The sequence below is a fragment of the Microbulbifer maximicatervae (SeqCode) genome, from assembly GCF_052468295.1.
On sequence record NZ_CP174340.1, the window covers coordinates 3,664,461 to 3,686,780 of the forward strand.

20 protein-coding genes are annotated in these 22,320 nt (G+C 48.6%); 15 read left to right on the plus strand and 5 right to left on the minus strand.

Annotation, left to right across the window (positions count from 1 at the left end; genetic code table 11):
* The first annotated feature begins 19 nt into the window (after window positions 1-19).
* Entirely contained in the window at window positions 20-484 is a 465-nt protein-coding gene (locus ACJJIQ_RS16335; protein ID WP_445362451.1) for a GFA family protein, read from the plus strand.
* Here the strand turns inward: ACJJIQ_RS16335 and ACJJIQ_RS16340 are convergent.
* Complete coding sequence (locus tag ACJJIQ_RS16340) at window positions 465-1,097, minus strand: TetR/AcrR family transcriptional regulator (RefSeq protein WP_413663250.1); 633 nt, start codon at window positions 1,095-1,097, stop codon at window positions 465-467. The genes ACJJIQ_RS16335 and ACJJIQ_RS16340 overlap by 20 nt on opposite strands.
* 134 nt (window positions 1,098-1,231) lie before the next feature.
* Between ACJJIQ_RS16340 and ACJJIQ_RS16345 the strand changes: the two genes are divergently transcribed.
* Window positions 1,232-2,350 carry an efflux RND transporter periplasmic adaptor subunit gene (locus tag ACJJIQ_RS16345; RefSeq protein WP_444896147.1) on the plus strand — a complete coding sequence of 373 codons (1,119 nt, stop codon included), beginning with the start codon at window positions 1,232-1,234 and terminating at the stop codon, window positions 2,348-2,350.
* A 120-nt stretch (window positions 2,351-2,470) separates the two neighbouring features.
* Window positions 2,471-5,590 carry an efflux RND transporter permease subunit gene (locus ACJJIQ_RS16350; RefSeq protein WP_445362452.1) on the plus strand — a complete coding sequence of 1,040 codons (3,120 nt, stop codon included), beginning with the start codon at window positions 2,471-2,473 and terminating at the stop codon, window positions 5,588-5,590.
* Window positions 5,591-5,654: 64 nt separating this feature from the next.
* Here ACJJIQ_RS16350 and ACJJIQ_RS16355 read toward each other — a convergent pair whose 3' ends face one another.
* From ACJJIQ_RS16355 to ACJJIQ_RS16365, 3 genes are all read right to left on the minus strand, one after another.
* Window positions 5,655-6,557 (minus strand): MBL fold metallo-hydrolase, encoded by a 903-nt coding sequence (locus tag ACJJIQ_RS16355; RefSeq protein WP_444896145.1) that lies wholly within the window; start codon window positions 6,555-6,557, stop codon window positions 5,655-5,657.
* Between the two features lie 57 nt (window positions 6,558-6,614).
* On the minus strand, window positions 6,615-7,406 hold the full coding sequence (locus ACJJIQ_RS16360; RefSeq protein ID WP_445362453.1) for a glycerophosphodiester phosphodiesterase family protein: 792 nt from the start codon (window positions 7,404-7,406) through the stop codon (window positions 6,615-6,617).
* Between the two features lie 163 nt (window positions 7,407-7,569).
* A complete protein-coding gene (locus ACJJIQ_RS16365; protein WP_445362454.1) occupies window positions 7,570-9,012 on the minus strand; it encodes a hypothetical protein in 1,443 nt (480 codons plus the stop codon).
* Between the two features lie 873 nt (window positions 9,013-9,885).
* On the opposite strand from ACJJIQ_RS16365, the gene ACJJIQ_RS16370 reads away from it, so the two are divergent.
* From ACJJIQ_RS16370 to ACJJIQ_RS16425, 12 genes are all read left to right on the plus strand, one after another.
* A complete protein-coding gene (locus ACJJIQ_RS16370) occupies window positions 9,886-10,317 on the plus strand; it encodes a response regulator transcription factor (RefSeq protein ID WP_282931332.1) in 432 nt (143 codons plus the stop codon).
* Entirely contained in the window at window positions 10,314-10,742 is a 429-nt protein-coding gene (locus ACJJIQ_RS16375; RefSeq protein WP_413663257.1) for a CsgE family curli-type amyloid fiber assembly protein, read from the plus strand. The genes ACJJIQ_RS16370 and ACJJIQ_RS16375 overlap by 4 nt, the downstream gene beginning before the upstream one ends.
* Window positions 10,742-11,161 carry a curli assembly protein CsgF gene (locus ACJJIQ_RS16380; protein WP_413663258.1) on the plus strand — a complete coding sequence of 140 codons (420 nt, stop codon included), beginning with the start codon at window positions 10,742-10,744 and terminating at the stop codon, window positions 11,159-11,161. Before ACJJIQ_RS16375 ends, ACJJIQ_RS16380 begins: the two co-directional genes overlap by 1 nt.
* A gap of 32 nt (window positions 11,162-11,193) precedes the next feature.
* Window positions 11,194-12,066 (plus strand): CsgG/HfaB family protein, encoded by an 873-nt coding sequence (locus ACJJIQ_RS16385; RefSeq protein ID WP_413663259.1) that lies wholly within the window; start codon window positions 11,194-11,196, stop codon window positions 12,064-12,066.
* Window positions 12,067-12,125: 59 nt separating this feature from the next.
* The gene (locus ACJJIQ_RS16390; RefSeq protein WP_444958607.1) at window positions 12,126-12,668 is read left to right on the plus strand and encodes a hypothetical protein; all 543 of its coding nucleotides are present in this window, start codon (window positions 12,126-12,128) and stop codon (window positions 12,666-12,668) included.
* 468 nt (window positions 12,669-13,136) lie between these two features.
* Complete coding sequence (locus ACJJIQ_RS16395; protein ID WP_445362455.1) at window positions 13,137-14,159, plus strand: hypothetical protein; 1,023 nt, start codon at window positions 13,137-13,139, stop codon at window positions 14,157-14,159.
* A 449-nt stretch (window positions 14,160-14,608) separates the two neighbouring features.
* Window positions 14,609-15,628, plus strand: a complete 1,020-nt coding sequence (locus ACJJIQ_RS16400; RefSeq protein ID WP_445362456.1) for a hypothetical protein — start codon at window positions 14,609-14,611, stop codon at window positions 15,626-15,628.
* 244 nt (window positions 15,629-15,872) lie between these two features.
* A complete protein-coding gene (locus ACJJIQ_RS16405) occupies window positions 15,873-16,754 on the plus strand; it encodes a hypothetical protein (protein ID WP_445362457.1) in 882 nt (293 codons plus the stop codon).
* 411 nt (window positions 16,755-17,165) lie between these two features.
* Window positions 17,166-18,050 (plus strand): hypothetical protein, encoded by an 885-nt coding sequence (locus ACJJIQ_RS16410; RefSeq protein ID WP_445362458.1) that lies wholly within the window; start codon window positions 17,166-17,168, stop codon window positions 18,048-18,050.
* Between the two features lie 306 nt (window positions 18,051-18,356).
* Window positions 18,357-19,247, plus strand: coding sequence for a hypothetical protein (locus ACJJIQ_RS16415; protein ID WP_445362459.1), 891 nt, complete (start codon window positions 18,357-18,359; stop codon window positions 19,245-19,247).
* Window positions 19,248-19,542: 295 nt separating this feature from the next.
* On the plus strand, window positions 19,543-20,424 hold the full coding sequence (locus ACJJIQ_RS16420; protein WP_445362460.1) for a hypothetical protein: 882 nt from the start codon (window positions 19,543-19,545) through the stop codon (window positions 20,422-20,424).
* A 447-nt stretch (window positions 20,425-20,871) separates the two neighbouring features.
* Window positions 20,872-21,747 carry a hypothetical protein gene (locus tag ACJJIQ_RS16425; protein WP_413663268.1) on the plus strand — a complete coding sequence of 292 codons (876 nt, stop codon included), beginning with the start codon at window positions 20,872-20,874 and terminating at the stop codon, window positions 21,745-21,747.
* A gap of 50 nt (window positions 21,748-21,797) precedes the next feature.
* Here the strand turns inward: ACJJIQ_RS16425 and greA are convergent, their stop codons facing one another.
* Entirely contained in the window at window positions 21,798-22,274 is a 477-nt protein-coding gene (gene greA / locus ACJJIQ_RS16430) for a transcription elongation factor GreA (protein WP_444918152.1), read from the minus strand.
* Window positions 22,275-22,320: the final 46 nt, after the last annotated feature.

The following is a 22,320-nucleotide window of genomic DNA, read 5'->3' on the forward strand; positions in this document are numbered from 1 at the left end:
GTACAGCGGTGGACTTAGCATGGTGGAGGAATATCACGAAGGGGGCTGCGTTTGCGGGCAACTGCGCTTTCGCGCCCTCGGCTCCCCTCGCCGGGTCAGCCTGTGCTCTTGTCAGTGGTGCAGAAAGCGCAGCGGTAGCCCCATCGGCTTATCGGTCTACTTCAAAAAGAAACAAATAGCCTTTCTTCAGGGCCATTTGCAAACCCACACTCTTTACTCCGATGCCGGTCGCTGGATAAAGAGCCAGTTCTGCCCCAATTGCGGCAGCACGCTCACCTGGACACTGGAATTCCTGCCCGAATATCGGGGCTTTGGCGGCGGCGCCTTCGATGCACCAGAATTTATTTATCCCGAGCGCTATGTTTACAGCCGCAACAAACCTGAGTGGCTCCAGGTCGCCAGTGATATTATCCTGTGCCCCACGATGGCGGAGCAGCCCAAGAATACAGGCAATAATTCCGGCGCTAGTGGTGGGCACACATAAAGGTTCTCACCGCCTTTTGTACGCGCTCACGGCGCTCTTCCTGTGTCGACATTTGTCGGCAACCGATCAAAACCTGCATATGGTGGCAACCCAGCAACAAACCGATAAAGTCTTCCGCCGCTACGGCGGGATTATCCACCTTCAACATTTGTAACTGATTGGCTCTGCGCAGTAGCTGCTCTATCTCCCCCAAAATCCGCTGGGGACCTGCGTCAAAAAATAGCTGGGCCATTTCCGACTCCTGGGATGCTAGGGCACACAAAAGGCGTAACAGACGCACGCTATCCTCGCTCTCCACCATCCCCATAAAAGCGTCGCCAATACGCTCCAGGACCTGCTCTACCGATTCCCCCTCTTCTAAAGCAAAGATGGGCAGGGGCATCATCATTTCACAGCGAGAGGCAATAGCGGCGCTAAAGAGCGTCTCCTTATCGGAGAAGTGGCTGTAGACCGTAAGCTTGGATACTCCCGCAGCCGAGGCCACCGCATCCACGCTGGTAGCGGCAAAACCGTGGGATAAAAACAGGTCCCGGGCGGCATCCAGAATGGCTTGGCGTTTCACCGGATCCTTGGGGCGACCGCGCTGGGCGGCCGTCTGGGTCTGCTCAGACATAGCTCTCCATATACTAGACTCGTTAGTTCATTAAATATACTATACTCGCCAGTATAACATTGATGGCCGCCCGGCCATGCTTGACCCAGTCACGGATCTGCCTCGACGCGCCAGCGCCGGGGAAGGAAGCCAATATGTACCGAATGCTAATCCTCGCTGCGCTCTCACTCAGCCTTTTGTTGAGCGCTTGTGCCCCCTCTGAATCCCAGGAACAAGAAACCAAACCGCGCCCCGCCGTTATGGTGCGCCCCACCCTGGCCAGCGCCCAAACCGATGTCTATCCCGGTGAGGTAAGAGCCCGCTTCGAGCCGGCTCTGGCCTTCCGTATCGGCGGGAAAATCCAGCGGCGCCTGGTAAATGTCGGCGACCGTGTGGAACAGGGCCAGCCCCTGGCGGAACTGGATACTGAAGACCTGCTGCTACAACTGGATTCAGCCCGCGCCAGCCATACTTCCGCCGAGGCAGACCAGCGCCTGGCTAGCAGTGAACTCTCGCGCCACCGCAAGCTATTGGAAAAGCAGCTGGTGAGCCTCTCCCAGTTCGATACCGTAGAAACCCAATTCGAAGCCAGCGAAGCGCGACTACAGCAGGCCAAGGCACAGCTGGATGTTGCCCGCAATCAGGCTGCCTACGCCGTACTCAAGGCGCCGGAAAGTGGCGTGATCGCCCGCCGCATGGCCGAGGCCGGCCAGGTCGTTGCCGCAGGACAAGGCATTTTTGAGCTGGCAGCCGATGGCGAACGGGAAGTGCGTATCGACCTACCGGAGCAATCCATCAGCCGCTTTAAAGTGGGCCAACCGCTAACCGTCGAGCTGTGGTCCCAACCGGGCCAATCTTTCCCCGCACGCATCCGCGAACTATCGCCGGCAGCCGATCCCATATCCCGCACCTTTGAGGCCAGGGTCGCTTTCGAAAATAAAGTGAGCGGTGTAGAAATCGGCCAGAGTGCACGGGCATTTGTCCCCAGGGCGGAAAAAACCGATGTACTGCAGGTTCCGATGTCAGCAGTCAGTGCCGACGATGGCGCCGCATTTGTATGGGTTTTAAATCCAGAGACAAAAACACTGCATAAAACCCCGGTCAGCCTGGGCCCCTACGGTGAGGAATTTGTCTCGGTATTTTCCGGGTTGGAACGCAACGACTGGATTGTGGCCGCAGGTACCCATTTGTTGCAGGAAGGTATGGTGGTGCGCCCTGTGGACCGTATGAACCGCCCTATTGAACAGGGGCCGTCTCTCGCCCATCAGGAATAAATTAAAGGCGCGGGAACAATAATGCCTGCCCGCGCAAATTAATTCCCAATAAAGCCTCGATAACAATTTCCAAAGTGCGGCCGCGAACAGCAGAGCCGCCCTTGAAACAGAGAAACTGCCATGGGTTTTAACCTCTCCGAGTGGGCCTTGAAAAACCGCCCGCTGGTGCTTTACGCAATGATCGTCCTGGGACTGCTGGGAACCTTTTCCTATACCCAATTGGGGCAAAGTGAAGATCCACCCTTTACCTTTAAGGTGATGGTGATCAACACCGTCTGGCCCGGCGCCAGCGCCGAAGATGTGTCCCGCCAGATTACCGAACGGGTAGAAAAGAAATTACTGGAGACCGGTGATTACCAGCGTATCTCCTCTTTTTCCCGTCCGGGGCAATCCCAGGTATTGTTTGTTGCCCGGGACGATATGCACTCCCGTGACATTCCCGATCTCTGGTATGAAGTGCGCAAAAAGGTGGGGGATATTCGCCACACCCTGCCGCCGGATATCCAGGGCCCATTTTTTAACGACGAGTTTGGCACCACCTTCGGAAATATTTATGCCCTCACCGGCAGTGGCTTCGATTACGCACTGATGAAGGACTACGCTGAGCGACTGCAACTGGCCCTTCAGCGAGTTAAGGATGTAGGCAAGGTCGAGTTACTGGGATTGCAGGACGAAAAAATTTGGGTGGAAATATCCAACACCAAATTGGCCTCCATGGGCATTCCCCTGTCTGCGGTTCAAAACGCCTTGCAAGCGCAAAACCAGGTCACCGATGGCGGCTTTGTGGATACCGTCAGCGACCGGGTGCGCATCCGTGTGAGCGGACAATTCACCTCCGTCAATGAAATACGCCAGTTTCCAATTACCGCAGATGGCCGCACCCAGCGCCTGGGAGATATTGCCCAGGTCCACCGAGGCTTTAGCGATCCGGCCCAGCCCCGTATGCGCTTTATGGGAGAGGACGCTATCGGCCTCGCCGTGTCCATGAAGGAAGGGGGAGATATTTTAAAGTTAGGTAAAGCCCTCGATGAAACCTTTGCCCGACTACAGGAAGATCTGCCCATAGGTATGGAACTGCGCAAGGTCTCCGACCAACCGGCAGCAGTAAAACGCGGCGTCGGCGAATTCCTGCAAGTGCTGGCCGAAGCCCTGGGTATCGTACTGCTGGTGAGTTTTTTCTCCCTCGGCAGCCGCCCGGGATTAATTGTGGCGCTGTCGATCCCATTGGTATTGGCGATGACCTTCGCGCTGATGCACTACTTCAATATCGGCCTGCACAAGATCTCGCTGGGGGCATTGGTACTCGCCCTGGGCTTGATGGTGGACGATGCCATTATCGCGGTGGAGATGATGGCGATTAAAATGGAGCAGGGGCTCAGTCGGCTAAAAGCCGCCGGCTTCGCCTGGACCAGCACCGCTTTTCCCATGCTCACCGGTACACTGATTACCGCCGCCGGTTTTTTACCGATTGCCACCGCCCAGTCCGGTACCGGTGAATACACCCGGTCTATTTTCCAGGTGGTCACTCTGTCGCTAATCGTTTCCTGGATTGCCGCCGTGGTCTTTGTACCCTATCTGGGCCACTACCTGCTGCCAAACCTGGCGCGACACGGTCACGGCGGTGAAGTCAAAGACCCCTACCAGAAACCCTTTTACCAGCGCTTCCGCCGCTTTATTACCTGCTGCCTGCGCAATCGCAAAACCGTGATCGCGGCCACCTTGGCAATTTTTGTCGGCTCGCTCGCTTTGTTCAAACTGGTTCCGCAACAGTTCTTCCCCTCTTCCGGACGCCTCGAATTGATGGTGGACCTAAAGCTGGCCGAAGGTGCCTCGCTGAAATCCACCGAGCACCAGGCCAAAAGGCTGGAAACCCTGCTGGCGCAAAACGATCAGGTGGAAAATTACGTGGCCTATGTGGGCACCGGCTCCCCGCGCTTCTACCTGCCTTTGGACCAGCAACTGCCCGCTGCCAGCTTCGCCCAGTTTGTTGTAATGACCCGCAGCGTTGAAGAGCGCGAGCAAGTGCGCAGCTGGTTGATCAATACGATGAATGAGGAGTTCCCCACCCTGCGCAGCCGTGTGTCCCGCCTGGAGAACGGCCCACCCGTGGGCTACCCGGTGCAGTTCCGCTTGTCCGGCGAACATATCCGCGAAGTGCGCGGGCTGGCCCGGGAAGTGGCCGAGCGCCTGCGGGACAATCCACAAGTGACCAACGTGCACTTGGACTGGGAAGAACCCAGTAAATCCATCAACCTCAATATCGACCAGGACCGCGCTCGCGCCATGGGCGTCAACAGTGCAACCTTGTCCCAGGCTCTGCAAAGCTCCTTGACCGGTATCACTGTGAGCCAATACCGGGAAGATAACGAGCTGATCGACGTGCGTGTGCGCGGTAATGAAGACGATCGCTATGCCCTGCGCCAGTTGGGCAACCTCGCGGTACAAACCGACAGCGGCCGCAGTGTACCGTTGAACCAGATTGCCACCCTGGAATACGGTTTTGAGGAAGGTATTATCTGGCACCGGGATCGCCTACCCACCGTCACAGTGCGCGCTGATATTTATGGGGAAGAGTTACCGGCGACCGTAGTCAATGCCGTGTGGCCTCAGCTTCAATCCATTCGCGATAAATTACCGCCGGGCTACTTGCTGGAAGTGGGTGGTACCGTGGAAGAATCTGCGCGAGGGCAAAAATCGGTCAATGCCGGTATGCCGCTATTTGTGCTGGTGGTCTTTACCTTGCTGATGCTGCAATTGCGCAGTATGTCCCTATCCACCATGGTATTCCTCACGGCTCCCCTGGGCCTGATCGGCGTTACCCTGTTCCTGCTGTTGTTTGGCAAGCCCTTTGGTTTTGTCGCCATGCTGGGCACCATCGCCCTGGCGGGAATGATTATGCGTAACTCGGTGATTTTGGTGGACCAGATACAGCAGGATATCAGCCAGGGCCTCAGCCCCTGGGATGCAATTGTCGAGTCGACGGTAAGACGCTTCAGGCCGATTGTTTTGACAGCGCTGACTGCGGTATTGGCGATGATTCCACTGTCCCGCAGTGACTTCTTTGGCCCTATGGCGGTCGCCATTATGGGCGGATTGATTGTCGCAACCGGACTCACCCTACTGTTCCTGCCAGCACTCTATGCCGCTTGGTTCCGAGTGCGGGAAGAACACAATGAAGAGGCGGTGGAAAATAGCCCTGAATTTGGCGGGCCCATGACCCCAAATGCCACTACAGATTAAAATCACCGGGTAATCCAACAAAAAAGGCGGCGCAGGCTTTCACTGCGCCGCCTTTTTTTATTTCCTAAGATTGTGTCAGGGAGTCGTAAACAATCCCGGTCCAAATATCCGGTGTCATAAAACCCTGGCCATACTGCGCATCAAATTCCGCTGTGGGCTTTGCAGAAATCACTTCCTGCCGGGTCTTACCCTCATCCACCATCGCTTTCACTTTGTCCCTAAGCCCTGCCAGTATATTGCGCTGCTGTTGCAGTTCTGCCCGATTACTGAGAGGACCGTGACCGGGAATAATTTTGGTATCTTCCCCCGCCATCGCCAAAGCCGTGTCCATAGCTGCGATCATGCCATCCACCGAGCCGCCGGAAGAGAGATCGATAAAGGGATAGTTACCGTTAAAATAAATATCCCCCATATGAATCACATCGGCTTCGGCAAAATGCACGATGGAGTCACCATCCGTGTGGGCGGGCCCCACATGTTGGACCTTTACCCTATCGCCATTCCAGTAAAAGGTAGTGGCATCGGTAAAGGTAATCACCGGTAATGCTTCTGGAGGAGACGGCTCAACCTTGCGCTTAAACGCCTCAATAAACTGCTCGGTACTTACCCGTTTGCGCACATTCTCGTGAGCCACAATCAGGGCGCCGCTTTTACCCAGATTTTCGTTACCGCCGGTATGATCTCCATGCCAGTGGGTATTAATGACAAAACGCAAAGGTTGCTTGGCTAACTCAGCTACTGCCTGTTGAATTTTTGCGGTCAAAGGCGCGTATTGGTCATCCACCATAAAGGTGCCGTCCTCTCCCACCAGTACTGCAATATTGCCCCCAGCCCCTTTGAGCATATAAACATTGCCAGACACAGCTTCACTGCTAATTTCCACATTGGCAAACCGATCCTGCGCAGAAGTAAAAGATGCAGCCAATACAGAAACCGCCAGGGCGACGGAACCTACCAAGTTCTTCATAAAAACTCCCAGTTGTTATTATTTCTTTCCAATATCATCGGCAACTGATTATTTAGCTCAGGCTGCCTGCTTCAATAAAGTTTCTCGCTGCTGCGCCAACATCTCCAACAGCAGATCCGGTCGGTCAGTCACAATGCCGTGTACGCCCAGATCAATATAGCGCCGGTAATTCTCCATACCATTCACGGTCCATACCGCCAAGTGGACTTTCTTCTTATTAGCGGCGCGCACCATACTTTCAGTAACTACGGGAATACCTTTTTGCTCCATCGGTAGCTGCATCGCGCTATAGCTTGGACGCAGCAGTTTCTCTGCTCGAAGTAACTGTGCAATATAAAATACCACCGCCTCTACGGTAGGCGTGCCCGTCGCTACTTGCGGACAGAGACGACGAAACTCATTAATCACCCCTTGGTGAAATGAGGAAACGACGACTTGCTCACCTTTTCCACACTTTGCCAGCACATCCTTCAACACTTTTGCAGCGCGATACTGGCGGCTTTTAATCTCCAGTATCATAGGCATATCCCCTACCATTGCCATCGCCTCTTCCAGAGTCAACACTCGCAGGGGCTTTTCTCTATAGGGGTAATGCTCTCCATCCCGAGTCCAGAGATAGGCAACATTTAACTGACGCAGCTGCTCTAAGGTTTTATCCTCTACAAACCCCGCACCATCAGAGAACATTTCTAGCTCCCTGTCGTGAATCAACACTAAATGGCCGTCGGCGGTGAGCCACAGATCCACTTCAATAGCATCCACGCCCAGTTGCACCATTTTTTCAAGGTAAATCGCCGTGTTTCCTGGATAGAGGCCATTGCCGCAGTCATTACCATGTGCGATCACCATCGGCCCTTCCCCCTGAGGAAACCACAGGGGGCAAGGTTTGCCCGGTGCAGACCGGGCATAAAGAAATAGAACGACTAGGGCAATTAAAAAGAACGACAACCAAAACATGCTTCACCACACTTATTATTTTGTCAGTTTTCAAGCTGGATAGTGTTAGCTTCGTTTACGCCTCTTCCGCTAATTTGGCAACAGAGTCAGCGTCAGCGTCAGCAAGCACGGTATTCTTTTTGGACTCTTCTTTCCCCGCCGGTTCTTTAGCCTCACTGCCAGTTCCCTGTTTCTGACGGACATATAAAGCCTGTAACCAGAGGGGAACAAAAATAACGATGTCGTAAAAACGATTAACCAAAACACCTAAGTGCAGTGAAGCCATCGCCAAAAATCGCAGTATTAAGGTCATTCCCCGCAGGGATAAGCCCACCCCAATACCAATCACCGTTCGCGCTGAACGGATAAACTGCTCCAAAGGAATTGCCAGAAAAGCCAGAATCAAGGGAAGCACAAACCCAAGTCCCATCTGTGCCAGAGGAATTGGCCAAAGCTGCTCAGAACCTAATAACTGCTGTTGCAGAATCAACTCACGTGAGAAAGCCAGGTTTCCACCGACTACAGCCAAAACCAATAAGAGTGCCAAAGCCACTCCCAGCAATAACCTGCGCGTACTCTCACCAAGGGAACCTACCGCAGGAAACATTCGAGTAACCTGCAAGCATTCCATAATCAACAACCCGACTGTGATCTGCAAAAAGATAACCACTGCGGCTGAAATACTGGCGAGACTATAACTGCCAAGTGAAGCTTCAGTGCCCAGTACTGCCGCCATAGGCTGTGCCAGTAACTGAAAATTCACCATAGCGCCAGCTAAAGCAACCACTAATACCAGAGAAGCTGTCAGAAAGCGGCTGAAAGAGGATGAAGACAGCAAGTGAAGGCTTTTATCCGTTTCCTGCAAAATCTCTTCGTAGCGCTCCATATGGCCATCCAGTGCTTTGGCCCGCCGAATAACCGATTCTACATTTTTGTTAATACGTCCCAATGTCGAAAGCATTGCACGCCAACTGGGCAGCATACGTTTTAGTAATTGATGCCTCTCCCGGGTGGACTCACGATAGGACTCCAGAGCTTTGGACTCGGCCTTGCGCATAGACTGATTAATAGTATCGAGAACATCTGCTACCACAGGGTCCTCTTTGCCAGGAATTTCCGAAACAGCTCGAATAGCCCTGGCCCAGTTCGACGGTTCCGGTGCTATTTCAGCACTGCGTACATAGTCCTCATCCAAGCTGCTGAGTTGTTCACAGAGCTTTCGATGCAAGGTTGGATACAGTGCCAAATCCCGCTGTACGGTTTGCTCAATACGTTCAAATTCTCTTTCAATCTGGCGCTCTGCCGTGTCCCGGCCTTCGGCAAAAAGTACTTCTCGATTGCGCTCTACCAGTCTTTGTTCTGCGGAATCAATATTACTCGCCATAAAGCGCAACGCCCGATGGCCCAGACGCGCTATCGCATATACGGCGCGATGCACAGGCTCACGGGCCAGGAACAAAACAATCAATCCCAGGATGCCCCAAAGCCAAAGTGGTAAACTTTGCATTAGTTGACTCATTTCTTCCCCCTCACTATCAGCCCAATTGGCCTCTATCCTAACAGCTGCGGACAGCACATTCGCCCAAAAGTTCACAATTTGTACAGGAGTATGACGACAGCTTTGCCATTGGGATCAGGCCCTAATATTGGAAACACAGGGAAAGCTGATATAGACGCAGGGCCGTTAAGGCGACCCAACAATACGGAACCATACAGGTGACATCAATAAAGTTACCTGAAAACAGTTGTTCTTTTACATCAATTTAATTTTATCCCGTTAGAAATTAAAAAAATAAACGTCTACATCGAGTAGAGAAAATCAACAATAAAGCACAATACTTGCCAAAGAAAAAAACAGCACCATATGCGAGACACAAAATGCCAAAAAAATAAATTGCACGCATACCTTTCAAATTTCTGACTAAGTAAAACAATACATTTCCAAACTTGAAAACCACAGCCAAACCAAACCAAACCAAAAATATTCAAACCCCATAAATAAGGCACATTTTTTCCTAAGCCTTACCCCTCCTACGTCTACACTCCAAACTAAATTCTCATTGAGTGAGTGTTTTTCCCTAACACGGCAGAAACAATTTTACGCTGACTCCCACGTCGTCATGGCAGATAACGTGGGGTAATTTTGGGAACCTAAACGACAGGAGTCGATGGAAGGTCAAACTCTTATTTTAAGAGAGATCTATCTGTATCAAGGAGAGGTACGAGGTATATGCCGGTTCTTTTTTTTAGCAACTCCGGCCTTCAAGGCGATCTATTATTTTCACTGTTTTCACAAGCTATTCCCATACCCTGGGAAAAATCTAGCATTGGAAAACAAAAAAACTGCCTGCAGCATTATCAGGCTATCGTGATAGATTGCTGGCAAATTGGTGTGAGCTCTGACTCAAAGCAGTTTCTTTCAGATCTAAAGAAGATTAGTCATGCAAAAGCTTTACTGATTAATCTCCCAGCCAACCTACCCATTCATATATCGGAAAAGTTACGCCAGAAAGGTTTTCACCTACTTTGTGACAGCAATACCAGTCAGGAAAATCTTATTCACAAATTGGATACCGCGATCCACAGTGCCGAGGGGCGACAACATATCAGCCCACAAAACTCCCTCCCTCTTACCCGCAGGGAACAGGAAATACTCGGACAACTCACTACCGGCGAACCCAATAGTGTGATCGCAACAAAATTGCACCTTAGCGAACACACTGTGAAAAATCACATGTACAACATTTTCCGAAAAATTGGAGTTAAAAACCGGCTGCAGGCCAGTAATTGGGCCAAGCTCAATCTCCAGGAAGAGAGGATATGAGACTAACCCTGTTGATGTTGACACTGTGTGCATCCCTGGCCTTTGGCCAGGATGACACAGAGGTCCCTCCAGCAGATACCGATTCTGGAAAACTCGAAGACGAAATCAGTGGATTCAATATTGATCGAACAATAACCCGTACCGGGCACGATTTTGCCCGCTACATGAGCGAATACAGAAACCTTAATTATCCAGATGCCACTTACAACTTAACTATTTACGAAAGACCCTCAGCACGTTGGGGAAATCTCATCTGGGTTACCTATAACGACAAAATTGTTTTCAGGCGTTTTATCAGTCCAAGCACCAATAATATTCATCGCTTGGCCGATGAGGCCGCGCAATATATTCACCAGGAAGTACTGCAAGCGCGTGTTCGCAGCTCACTCACAGACACCTTTGATTTGGGTAAGGATGAATTCTAATGAAGATCAAATCATTACTGGGTACCGCTTTTTTTTCTCTGGCGGCGTTCTCATATCATCACGTCTCGGCCACCGAATTAATCTATGAACCGGTAAACCCCAATTTTGGTGGCAACCCACTCAATGGTACTTACCTTCTACAAAATGCGCAGTCACAAGATACTCACGAAGATCCGGATAAACCAGACAGCCTCTATGAACAACCCAGTGCTCTGGATAGGTTCAGCGACTCGCTGGAAACCCGCCTGCTAAACCAACTTCTAACCGATGTTGGTGATGGTAATAGTGGAGAACTGATTACAGACGACTTTATCGTACAAATCGTTGATAACGATGGCGTCCTAACTGTACTTATCACCGACCGCAGTACTGGAGATAAAAGCGAAATCGTTGTAAGCGGGCTAAACCCGACAAACTAACGAACGTTTAAATTTCAAAGGATTCTTTGGCAATGCGTAATGCAATAAAAAAAGTGATAGCTTTGCCCATCGTAGCGACATTAATGACGCTAAGTAGTTGTTCTGCCGTCAAAGATGTGGGCGATGCACTTTTTGGTCCGGGCATCACAGATGCAATGCTCACCCCGAGGAAAAACACCTATCGGGACCTGATCAACCTTCCGCAACCGAAGGGTAAAATATTGGTGGCGGTATACGGTTTCCGCGATCAGACCGGCCAGTATAAGCCGGCACCAAACAGCAGTTTCTCTACCGCAGTCACCCAAGGTGGCGCGGCCATGCTCATGGACGTACTCAATGAGTCCGGCTGGTTTATCCCGTTGGAACGTGAAGGGCTGCAAAATCTGCTGACAGAGCGGAAGATTATCCGTGCAGGATTAACCAAGCCGGACATTCCCGTCAATAACAGCGTGCCACTTCCCACACTCGTAGCTGCGAATGTCCTATTGGAAGGCGGCATTGTTGCCTACGACCAAAATATTCAAACCGGTGGCGCAGGTGCGCGCTATTTTGGTATTGGCGCAGACGAGCAGTATCGCGTGGATCAGGTAACAGTGAACTTGCGGGCAATAGACATTCGTTCCGGGCGGGTACTCCACTCCGTATTGACATCTAAAACCGTCTACTCCAAGGCAATCAGTGCCGATGTCTTTCGCTACGTAAAATATCGGCGCCTGTTGGAATTGGAAGCTGGTACTACTTATAACGAACCCGCACAGCTTGCTATGCTTTCAGCGATGGAATCCGCTGTGATTCATTTGATCAGTGAAGGCATTGTGCACAATTCCTGGGCACTTGCCAATCCGGATGAGATCGAAAATCCGATATTGCAGTACTACCTCAATGACAGCACTGTCATTATGTAGAATCAATGACTGACAAATTATATTTTTAAGCCCGGCTTAAAATTGGGATACTTGGAAAGATGTACCATAAATTCAGAACTATTTTTTCTGCCACCCTAGCAATGGCTGTTGTTAACCTTCCGGGTTTAGGTCATTGCTCAGACTTGGATTCCAGCAGTGAATTGGCTGTTGCGAGCGAATTAAGCGCAGCCAATCTTTACTCCGTCACAAATTTAACCGTAATCAACCAGGAAGGTGGAAACAATAACGTACGTACCCGTCAATCAGGCAGTAACAACTACACTTCTGCTCACCAGGACGGCAATAGAAACAGTTTGTCGGTCACCCAATCTGGTGAGGACAATATTGTCACATCGAGCCAGGTCGGGGATTACAATTATTCAATATTGATACAAATAGGTTTTGAGAATTTTATAGATATCGACCAGTATGGAGTTGGCAATACCGCAGGCATATCCCAATTTGGAATACAAAATAGTGCCCATGTGGAAGAGATTGGCAGTTTTCATAACGTCAATATTTACCAAAGTGGGAATGGCCTTCACACCTCGGTCACTGTCACCGGAACCGCTACAACAACGTATATTAGCCAATATGACTAATAACTAATAATATTTCTCTGATCTTCCTTCATCTGATTAGACTTCTTTATTTCAATTCATGTAAGCTTATTAAGTGACAATAATTATTACATCAACTTAGTAAGTTCATCAGAAATGTGATTATTTGCACCTCGCGCCGTATAAAAGAATTTTCTGACAAGCTTTATCACCCCACCTGAAAAAAAGAACTTTCTTCCTAAAGTTTCGAGACTTCTGCCCTATAGCCACAACACCCAAAGACGACAAAACTCTATTCAGCATCAAGCTGCTGTTAAAAATGATATTGCTAGATGTTTCACAAGGAATGTGAAGGTTAAAAGCAGTCGGTTTCACTCCAGATAACTCACATACGCCTGGCACAGCCGTATCGTGTCCTGAGACAAAACACTCCCAATATCTAATGGTGCTGAATTCTTTTTATTTGTAAAAAGCTGTACAGCTATATTTGACATCCCTATGGAGTTACTGATGACTAAATACACACCTATTGCCGCCAGTGTTCTTCTGGCGATCGCCAGTTCCGGAGCCCTCGCAGCCAACAATACCGCCATTCTCACCCAAAATGGCACTGGCAACATGGCCACGGCTGATCAGAGTGATGCCACTGTATCCAACAACCTGATCACACAAACCCAAACCGGTGACAACAACGTAGTTTATGCAGAGCAAACCAGCTTTAATGATTCCGGCGTAATTACCCAAACTCAAGCCGGGGATATGAATGACGCAGAGTCCTTCCAGAATGATTCCAGCACTGCGATTGTTACTATCACCCAAATCAACGACGGTCACTTTGCAACAACTACACAAAGTTTTGTAGATACCAGCGTTGCTACTGTCACCCAAAGTGGTAATCCACAAACAGCAGCAGTAACCCAAGTTTCCAGTACAAATGATAATGCTGTAGTGACTCAGTCCGGCGATGGTAATGTGGGTAATGTTATACAAACTAACGGTTCATTTAACACCGCAATATTAACCCAAACAGGAACCACCAATACTGCAAGTTCTGCTCAAACTTCCAGTACCTCGAGTACTGTTAACGCTACCCAGGCAGGTACCACAAACTCTGTAGTACACATTCAAACTATGGCCACCAACAGTACCTCTGTTTCCTTCCAGGATGGTACTTCCAACACATTCACCTCATCACAGACAGCAGGTGATGGGAACTACAGCGAGGGCTTCCAAAATGGTACTACTCAGGGCTTGACTCACATTCAAACTGGAGATGATCACTGGGCTTATACTGAGCAAGTGGGTACCACCAATATTGGCGTGATCACCCAAACTGGCTTAGATAACTATTCTGAAGGCTACCAGGATGGTACGTTCAATAGCTTAACCGTTACCCAGCCTGGCAGCTTTAATATTACTGTTGCATCGCAAACAGGTAATAACAATACTATCAACGTGACCCAGGCAACCGACACCAACATGGCTACACCTACCCAGGTAGGTGATTTCAACATGGCAATTATTATTCAATAATTTAGTGAATAGGCCGGCTTAATAGGCCGGCCTATTTTCAACTTGGTGGGCTAAGTGCAAGCTTCAATTATTATTACTAGTCCTAAATTCTCATGAAACAACCATTTCATGTATTTAATGCCACCCTCCAAATCAGCTGACATTATTTGTCATAGCCAGTTCAAAAAAGAACTTTATTCCTAAGGTTTCGGCACTTCCGTCCTATGGCTGTAACCCCAGAAGACGACAAAACTCTAATCAGCATCAAGCTGCTGTTTAAATGATATTGCTAGGTTTTCACAAGGAATGTGAAGGTTATTAAGCAGTCGGGTTCATCCCAGTTTCCTCACATACTTCAGACACAGTTGTAATATGCCTGAGGATGAGACTCTTCCAATATCAAATGATGCTGTTTTCCTTTTGTTTGTAAAAGCTGTACAGCGATATTTGACATCTATATGGAGTTACAGATGACCAAGTACACACCTATTGCCGCCAGTGTTCTTCTGGCGATCGCCAGCACCGGAGCCCTCGCCACGAACAATACCGCCATTCTCAATCAGAACGGTACTGGTAACATGGCAACCGCTGATCAGAGTGATCCAACGGTAACCAACAATGTTATCACCCAGACTCAAACTGGTGATACGAATGAAGTTTATGCTGAGCAATCCAGCAATAACGATTCAGGAGTAATTACTCAAACTCAAGTAGGAGATATGAATTACGCGGAATCATTCCAAAACGATTCCAATGTACCAGTCGCCACTATCACCCAGATAAATGACGGCCAGTTTGCATCGACTACTCAGAGCTTTGTAGATACCAGTGTTGCCGTGATAAATCAAAGCGGTGGCCCGCAAGATGCAACTATTGCCCAGACTACCAGCGCAAATGACACCGCTGTAGTTAATCAATCCGGTGACGGTAATGTGGCCGTTGCCATTCAAACCCTGACCTCATTGAATAGCGCAATTATTACTCAAACCGGCACCAATGGTACCGCTTCTGCAACGCAAAGTAATAGCACGCAGAACACCATGAATATGATCCAGGCCGGTGATACTAACACTGTCGCTCACCAGCAAATATCTGCGAGCAACAGCTCAACCTTCTCCTTCCAGGATGGTTCTTTCAACACCATCTTCTTCAGCCAGACTGATGACGGAAACTACAGTGAAGGTTTCCAAGACGGTACTACCCAGACTTTGGTCCACAATCAAAGTGGCGGTGACCACTGGGCATTCACAGAACAAGTGGGACTCACTAATGTTGCTGTCGTTACCCAAAGTGGTTTCGATAACTTCTCCCAGGCGGCTCAGGATGGTACATTCAATAACCTGACAGTGACTCAACCTGGCGATTTCAATAGCGCTACATCATCACAAGTTGGCAACTTCAACACCATAACTGTGACCCAAGTAGGTGACTTCAACGCAGCCGCACCCGCCCAAGTGGGCGATGGCAATGTGGCAGTAATTATTCAGTAATCAAGCTAAAGGCCGACTGTTAAAGTCGGCCTTTTTTCAACGAAAAAATTATCTCACAAACTTTAATCTCAATTTATCCATACTAAGTTCTCATAGCCACCATAAGTGAACACTCTACAATAGTTCTGCATATATAGTATTTAAGAAGTAAAAATCACTATATCTACTAGATAATCAGCTTCTTCGCTTCATTCAAGCTGTTCAAGATCTTTTATATTCAGAATTAAAATTCTACGGAGATAAAATGATACGCTACCAAACGTTAGCCATTGGACTCTTACTGTGTATCCCAAGCTACAATGCTGTCGCATCCAATAATACCGCTACCATTTTACAAAGCGGATTAACCAATAGCGCCACTGTGGATCAGGGTGATCCTACTGCTATTGGAAATTTAGTTACTCAAATTCAGACCGGGAATCTAAATACTGCTAATGCTACGCAGATAACAAACAGCACCTCTAATGGAATTGATCAGGAACAACTCGGAGACAGCAACTCCATTTTTTCAACTCAAACGGCAGCTACTAATACAACAGCGACTGTCTACCAGGACGGCGTTAGTCACAGCGTAACTACAAGCCAGACTAATACAACAACCAGCAGCGGTAGTGTTGAGCAATTCGGAACCCTTCAATCTGCCACCATCAGCCAGGTTAATAGTGTTTCTGACAATGCCGACTTTGAGCAATTTGGCACTCAAAACCTAGCTACAGTTACCCAAGCAAATAGCGACTCAAGTACCACCATATCTTCACAATCTGGAGATTCAAATGGTGCTGGATATACGCAGACAGGTCTGGCCCACTTGATTGATGCCACTCAGATTGGCACCTCCAATACAATCAGTGCTGTACAAAGTAGTCAGCAGGGTTCGATCACCATTATGCAGGATGGTGACAATAACACCTCTTTTCATGGACAGTTCGGGACATTTGCAACCGGATCATCGACTCAGATAGGCTCTATGAATATGATTAATATGAATCAAGGCGGTAGTAATAACTTGGCAACCACCTTGCAAATAGGAACAAACAACACGCACCAGACCGGCCAGAATGGCATCAGCCAAACAGCCAATGCCACTCAAAATGGCAGCAATAATATGGGCTTTATTTTTCAATAACATCACGTTTAGTTGTTTATTAACGGGCTACTCTAACAGGTAGCCCAATCTGAACCTCTCTATAACTCTACAAACCTTTCGCTTAAATCCGTTTATCGTATCCCTTTACAGGCATATCCAGTTAACGCAGAAAACAACAACAAAGAATTTTTTCCTATTTTTTAGGCACTAACTTCCCATAGCAATATTTGAGGCTTACGATAAAACTCAAACCAGCATCAGGGTATTATCAGGTACTCCAGCGATAATACCTATTAGGGATAGCAATAAAACAAGGTGTGCCAAACTCCTTGCGCAATAAATGCCACGCCCTTTCTATGGAGTCTTTTGTCCTTCCTAGGCTTGATGCTTCACCGCAACTGAAATCATGGGGATAAGAAAAATCCACCTTACATTCAATCGGAGATATCGATGCGAACCCATACACCAATTTCCGTAGGCATCAGTCTATTCCTTGTCGGGTCAATTGCTTATGCGGATGGAAATACAACTACCGTGGAACAAACTGGCACCAATCACCAGGTGACTGCAAACCAAGTAGACCCAACAGCAACTAACAATCTTATCGAAGTTATTCAGGCAGATGACGCACAGGTAAGTAATAGCCTGCAAGACACTTCAACTACCCTGAGTATTATCAGGCATGAACAGGTAACATTGGGGAATGAAGCTGACTCAACTCAAACTAATTTTTCAGATGATGCAGAGGTAAATATCTATCAGGAGGGCGCTGGAAATTTCGCCTCTACTTTACAAGACAGTACATCTTCCAGCCTTGTTGACATTTCTCAGTTCGACGATGCAAATGACATTATTTTTTCCCAAACGGACAGTAGTTTCGATACAGTCAATCTCTTTCAGTCTGGCTTTGATAACCAGATGTTAGTGACTCAAACTACCACCACGTTTAACAGCCTAAATGTGTCTCAAACGGGTGATCAAAATAGCGCAGATGCTGAACAAACAGGATTTGATAATCTGTTGACTTCCTCGCAAACGGGTAACCTGAACACTTATTTTTCTATACAAACAGGTGACAATCTAGTAGCAACAAGTACCCAGATAGGAGATGGTAACATTAGTACCCAGACCCAGACGGGAGATATTTTGTTGGTTTCTACGCTACAAAATGGTACTGGCAATATGTCCATCGTGGATCAAGCTGGAGCAATGCAATCTGCAAGCAGTACCCAGATCGGCACAACTAACCTTCACACTATTACACAAAGCGTTGACAATCAAACGGCCGTTGGCATTCAGAATGGTGTGTTAAACCAAGGATTTATCATTCAGTAGCGGCATATTCGTTCCAGCTGAAGGTTGTTATATTTTCAATATAGATAGAGGAAAGAATGCATTTTTCAATGTCAGCTTTAATTTATGATTCACTCACAGAGCTTCCCATAGAATGGCATTCTTTCCTTACCTGATAAAAATACTGCATCAATATTTTCTTACTTAGCAGTGGTTTCAAAATTATTCGTCTACAGTTTTCCATGTAAACGATTTCTCACATTTTGACGTTACTCACTTCACAGGTAACACAGGCAAAAGTTTTAACGACCGGATTTATCAATAGACGGTAATACACAGGAGTTAGCCGTGCAGAAGATTACCGTAATTCCACTGGTATTGGCGATATCTGCCACCAGCTTGGGTTATGCTGCAGAAAATACTACATTAATCACCCAAAGTGGCTCCAGTAACTCAGCTGTAGCAGATCAAACTGACCCAAGCGCTATCGATAATCACCTGGAGATCAGTCAAGACGGCTCTGCTCATATTGCAGAGGCCATACAGCAAAACGAAATTGAAAGCTCAATTATCCAAATACAAGAAGGCAGTCTCAACGACGGCTATAGCCTGCAAATGGATGGGATCGCAAATAGCGTAGAAATATTCCAGTCGGGCTCTAATAATCGTGCCAGTAGCTATCAATTAGCCACACAGCATGGGCAATCGACAATACGCCAGGTGGGGTCCGGTAACGAAGCAGAGATCCAACAACACCTCGGTAGCGATAACGTCTCTGTTATTGAGCAAATGGGCGAACTCCACGGCGCATTAATTGGACAATATGCAAGCTTTAATTCCGATGCGTTGATTTTCCAGCAAGGTTCAAGTCATGAAGCCATAATCAGCCAGGAAGGCACCGGGCACTACGCCAGTATCCAACAGATCGGCGCCGCCAACAGCGCAGATGTTGCCCAGTCCGACATGTACAACGAACTGGACCTCTATCAGGATGGCGAGGGCAACATGGCCACCATCGTGCAAGTATCCTGGTATAACAGTGCCTTTGTCACTCAAGATGGTTTCTTGAATTCCGCCAACATTATGCAATCCGGTAACGGTGGACTAGGCGGTGGCCATATGGTGATCGTCAATCAATCTGGCAGTATGAATGACGCAACTGTGATTCAAAGTGGTTTCTCCCAATCCGCCAATATTACCCAAACCGGTAACGGTAATACGGCAGTGGTTTTACAGTAACGGAGTTATTACCAGTCGGAGTAAGGTCAACTTATTCCGACTGGATTCCTGAAGTAAAAGCACTCATTTCTTGATACTTATTTCTCATTAAATTGAGAATAAAGCCCTATAGAAACTTACTATACCGCCATCAACAATGAAAATAGCGGTAGTTGGGTCAATTCGCTTTTAGCGCTCTTAATAATTACTGTCTGGAATTTAATTTCCTGTAGTAATTTCTCTATGTTTGCCTGCCGACGCCGCACTTCAAAGCCGTAATTTTCATGTTCCTTGTTATGTAGTCGTAGAGGTATTCGTGAAAAAAGTTATTTACTCGCCGGTAGTCACATTTATCGCATTTCTTTCCGTCAATTCCGCCTTTGGGAATGACCAAACCGTAGAGCAGATACAGGTTGGTATTGGCAACAATGCCGTTGCCAACCAGAGGTTTCCGCTTAATGAGGGCAACTTCATCCTGCAAGAGCAAATTGGCTTTTTTAATGACGCCACCGGCATTCAGTCCATAGAAATCAACAGCACAATTTCCCAATTTCAAACTGGCCGGAATCATTTTTCCAGAGTCTCCCAATCTACTGGGAGCGACAATGCGGGGCAGAGCGTACAGATTGGCTCTAATAGCAGATCACTCACCCGGCAAGTTAACCAAATAAACGGTTTCTCCCTGCATACTCAGGATGGCCAGGGACAGGTTGCCACCACGGTACAAATTTCCGGGGCCAATAACAGCGTCAATATTGAGCAGACAGATAGAGCCAATGTCGCCGCCGTGGCACAAGTATTTAGTTTTACCGGTAATGCCTCAATCTCACAGGCGGGTTTGCTTAATTTAGGTGTCAGTGAGCAAACTGGCATCGCTCATGAATCTTCAATTACCCAGACAGGCGCACTTAACTTTTCCGAAATGGAGCAGCTGGGCACGGGGAATTCATCGTCAGCTTCACAGGAAGGGTTGTTAAATTCAGCAAATTCTTTGCAAGCTGGTATTGGCAATACCAACCAATCAAACCAAATTGGGCTGGAAAATAACGTTTCATTTTCTCAACTAGGTCTGAATCAAACGGCCAGCAGCACCCAGATTGGCTTATTTAACCAGGTCCAAACCAATCAGCTGAGAACGGGAGCATCCAGCAACACCCTACAGATCGGCATTTCCAACAGCAGCCATATTTCCCAGTAAATAGGCTCGCAGCAAAATTGCCAATCAAAAAATCCGACTTAAACCCCCGCGCTATTCATAGCCACAGGCAAAAGCTATAGAGAGAGAAAAGTGAAATTAGAGCTCTGCAATAGAACTTTCTTCTCAAGGATTTACAACTTCTCTCCTATAGCGACTGCCTCAATTCCCAGCAAGAATATTGAGGACGGAACGAAGTTTTGGACTCCTAAGCAGTATCAGGGAAGCCATCAAAATGTATCAGTCCTACTCTCCCACTTACCGGTTTGACTGGCGGCAATGCCTTTGCGGCAACGCTGCTCCCCCTCTTTACAGTGATACCTACCCCTCCGGCTAGGTGCACCTGCTGTAAAACCCTCGGCGCAGGATGACGTGCCACCCCCTTTCAGCCATTTAGGCTGGTATTTCACCATGTGATGCTCATTGAAGTTTGTAGTAATGGAGACACTCATGAAGACTTTGACCCCTATCGCTGTAGCCCTAACCCTGGCCATCAGTGGAACCGCTTATGCGGGCGGCAACACCGCCACTCAGGACCAGAATGGCGGCCACAACAATGCCACTATCGATCAGACCGGGCCGCTAACCTGGGATAACAACGCTATGCAGGAACAGCATGGCCATAGCAATGATGCAGAGATCACTCATAGCATTGAACTCGGCAGCTATGGGTACCAGTATCAGGAAGGTGATCACCATTCAGCGGAGTTGCTGCAAAGCGGTGGTGCCGGCAACGAGTCGTTCAGCTTTCAGTCCGGCAGCACCAACGTGTCTGAGACCTACCAGATTGGACAGCTGGGCAGCTACTCCGCCCATCAGCAATCCGGCGACAACCACTACGCTCTCACCTATCAATTTGCAGGTGCTGGCAACATGGTGATGATTAGCCAGATGGACAGCCACAACACGGCAACCGCCACCCAAGTTCTGAGCGTTGGTTCTGAAACCGTTATCCGTCAGAGAGGAGAACTGCACAACGCAGATACCTTCCAGAGCGGCTTTGGCCACGATGCCAGCATGCGCCAGTCCGGTGAATCCAATGATGGTGATATTCGTCAGGTAGGTGGTGATCACTACGCCCGTATGCGTCAGCGTGGCCACAACCAGGAAGCGGATATTTCCCAGGCTGGGTATGACCACAGTGCACGCGCCCGCCAGAGAGGCCACCACAATGATGTGTACCTGGGACAGATCGGTTCTGGACACACCGCTTCGGCGCGCCAATCAGGACACAACAACAATAGCCTGGTGGGACAGTTCGGCCTCTATGAAACTGCCACAGTAATGCAGTCTGGCCATGCTAACCAAAGTTACGTTTGGCAATAACAAGAAAAAAAAAGGGCGGCCCATGGCCGCCCTTTTTTATCACCTGTAATTTACAGGTGCTCAACCGCATCGATTTCGTACTCCACCGCACCGGAAGGTGTTTGGACTACCACCACATCACCCACTTCCTTTCCAATCAGCGCGCGGGCAATCGGAGAGTTCACCGAGATCTTGTGCTTTTTCACATCCGCTTCATCGTCACCCACAATTTTGTATGTGACTTCCTTATCGTCATCCAGGTGAATAATCGTTACCGTAGTGCCGAAAATTACCTTGTCACTGGGCTCGATGGTTTTCACATCGATCACCAGTGAGTGGGACAGCTTGCTCTCGATTTCCTGGATACGGCCCTCGATAAAGCCCTGCTTTTCCCGCGCCGCGTGGTATTCGGCATTTTCCTTTAAATCACCGTGTTCGCGCGCTTCAGCAATCGCCTGTACAACGGTAGGGCGTTCAACTTTTTTCAGATTGTCCAGCTCTGAGCGCAGCGCTTCTGCGCCTTCAACGGTCATTGGTACCCGGTTCAATGTGGGACCTCCATTATTGTTACGACGAAACCGGGCCCAGTGAGAT

What these genes read in the sequence shown, in the direction of transcription:
- ACJJIQ_RS16335 (WP_445362451.1), top strand. Translation starts at nt 20, where the DNA reads ATGGTGGAGGAATATCACGAAGGGGGCTGCGTTTGCGGGCAACTGCGC.
- ACJJIQ_RS16340 (WP_413663250.1), bottom strand. Translation starts at nt 1,097, where the DNA reads ATGTCTGAGCAGACCCAGACGGCCGCCCAGCGCGGTCGCCCCAAGGAT.
- ACJJIQ_RS16345 (WP_444896147.1), top strand. Translation starts at nt 1,232, where the DNA reads ATGTACCGAATGCTAATCCTCGCTGCGCTCTCACTCAGCCTTTTGTTG.
- ACJJIQ_RS16350 (WP_445362452.1), top strand. Translation starts at nt 2,471, where the DNA reads ATGGGTTTTAACCTCTCCGAGTGGGCCTTGAAAAACCGCCCGCTGGTG.
- ACJJIQ_RS16355 (WP_444896145.1), bottom strand. Translation starts at nt 6,557, where the DNA reads ATGAAGAACTTGGTAGGTTCCGTCGCCCTGGCGGTTTCTGTATTGGCT.
- ACJJIQ_RS16360 (WP_445362453.1), bottom strand. Translation starts at nt 7,406, where the DNA reads ATGGTGATCGCACATGGTAATGACTGCGGCAATGGCCTCTATCCAGGA.
- ACJJIQ_RS16365 (WP_445362454.1), bottom strand. Translation starts at nt 9,012, where the DNA reads ATGAGTCAACTAATGCAAAGTTTACCACTTTGGCTTTGGGGCATCCTG.
- ACJJIQ_RS16375 (WP_413663257.1), top strand. Translation starts at nt 10,314, where the DNA reads ATGAGACTAACCCTGTTGATGTTGACACTGTGTGCATCCCTGGCCTTT.
- ACJJIQ_RS16380 (WP_413663258.1), top strand. Translation starts at nt 10,742, where the DNA reads ATGAAGATCAAATCATTACTGGGTACCGCTTTTTTTTCTCTGGCGGCG.
- ACJJIQ_RS16385 (WP_413663259.1), top strand. Translation starts at nt 11,194, where the DNA reads ATGCGTAATGCAATAAAAAAAGTGATAGCTTTGCCCATCGTAGCGACA.
- ACJJIQ_RS16390 (WP_444958607.1), top strand. Translation starts at nt 12,126, where the DNA reads ATGTACCATAAATTCAGAACTATTTTTTCTGCCACCCTAGCAATGGCT.
- ACJJIQ_RS16395 (WP_445362455.1), top strand. Translation starts at nt 13,137, where the DNA reads ATGACTAAATACACACCTATTGCCGCCAGTGTTCTTCTGGCGATCGCC.
- ACJJIQ_RS16400 (WP_445362456.1), top strand. Translation starts at nt 14,609, where the DNA reads ATGACCAAGTACACACCTATTGCCGCCAGTGTTCTTCTGGCGATCGCC.
- ACJJIQ_RS16405 (WP_445362457.1), top strand. Translation starts at nt 15,873, where the DNA reads ATGATACGCTACCAAACGTTAGCCATTGGACTCTTACTGTGTATCCCA.
- ACJJIQ_RS16410 (WP_445362458.1), top strand. Translation starts at nt 17,166, where the DNA reads ATGCGAACCCATACACCAATTTCCGTAGGCATCAGTCTATTCCTTGTC.
- ACJJIQ_RS16425 (WP_413663268.1), top strand. Translation starts at nt 20,872, where the DNA reads ATGAAGACTTTGACCCCTATCGCTGTAGCCCTAACCCTGGCCATCAGT.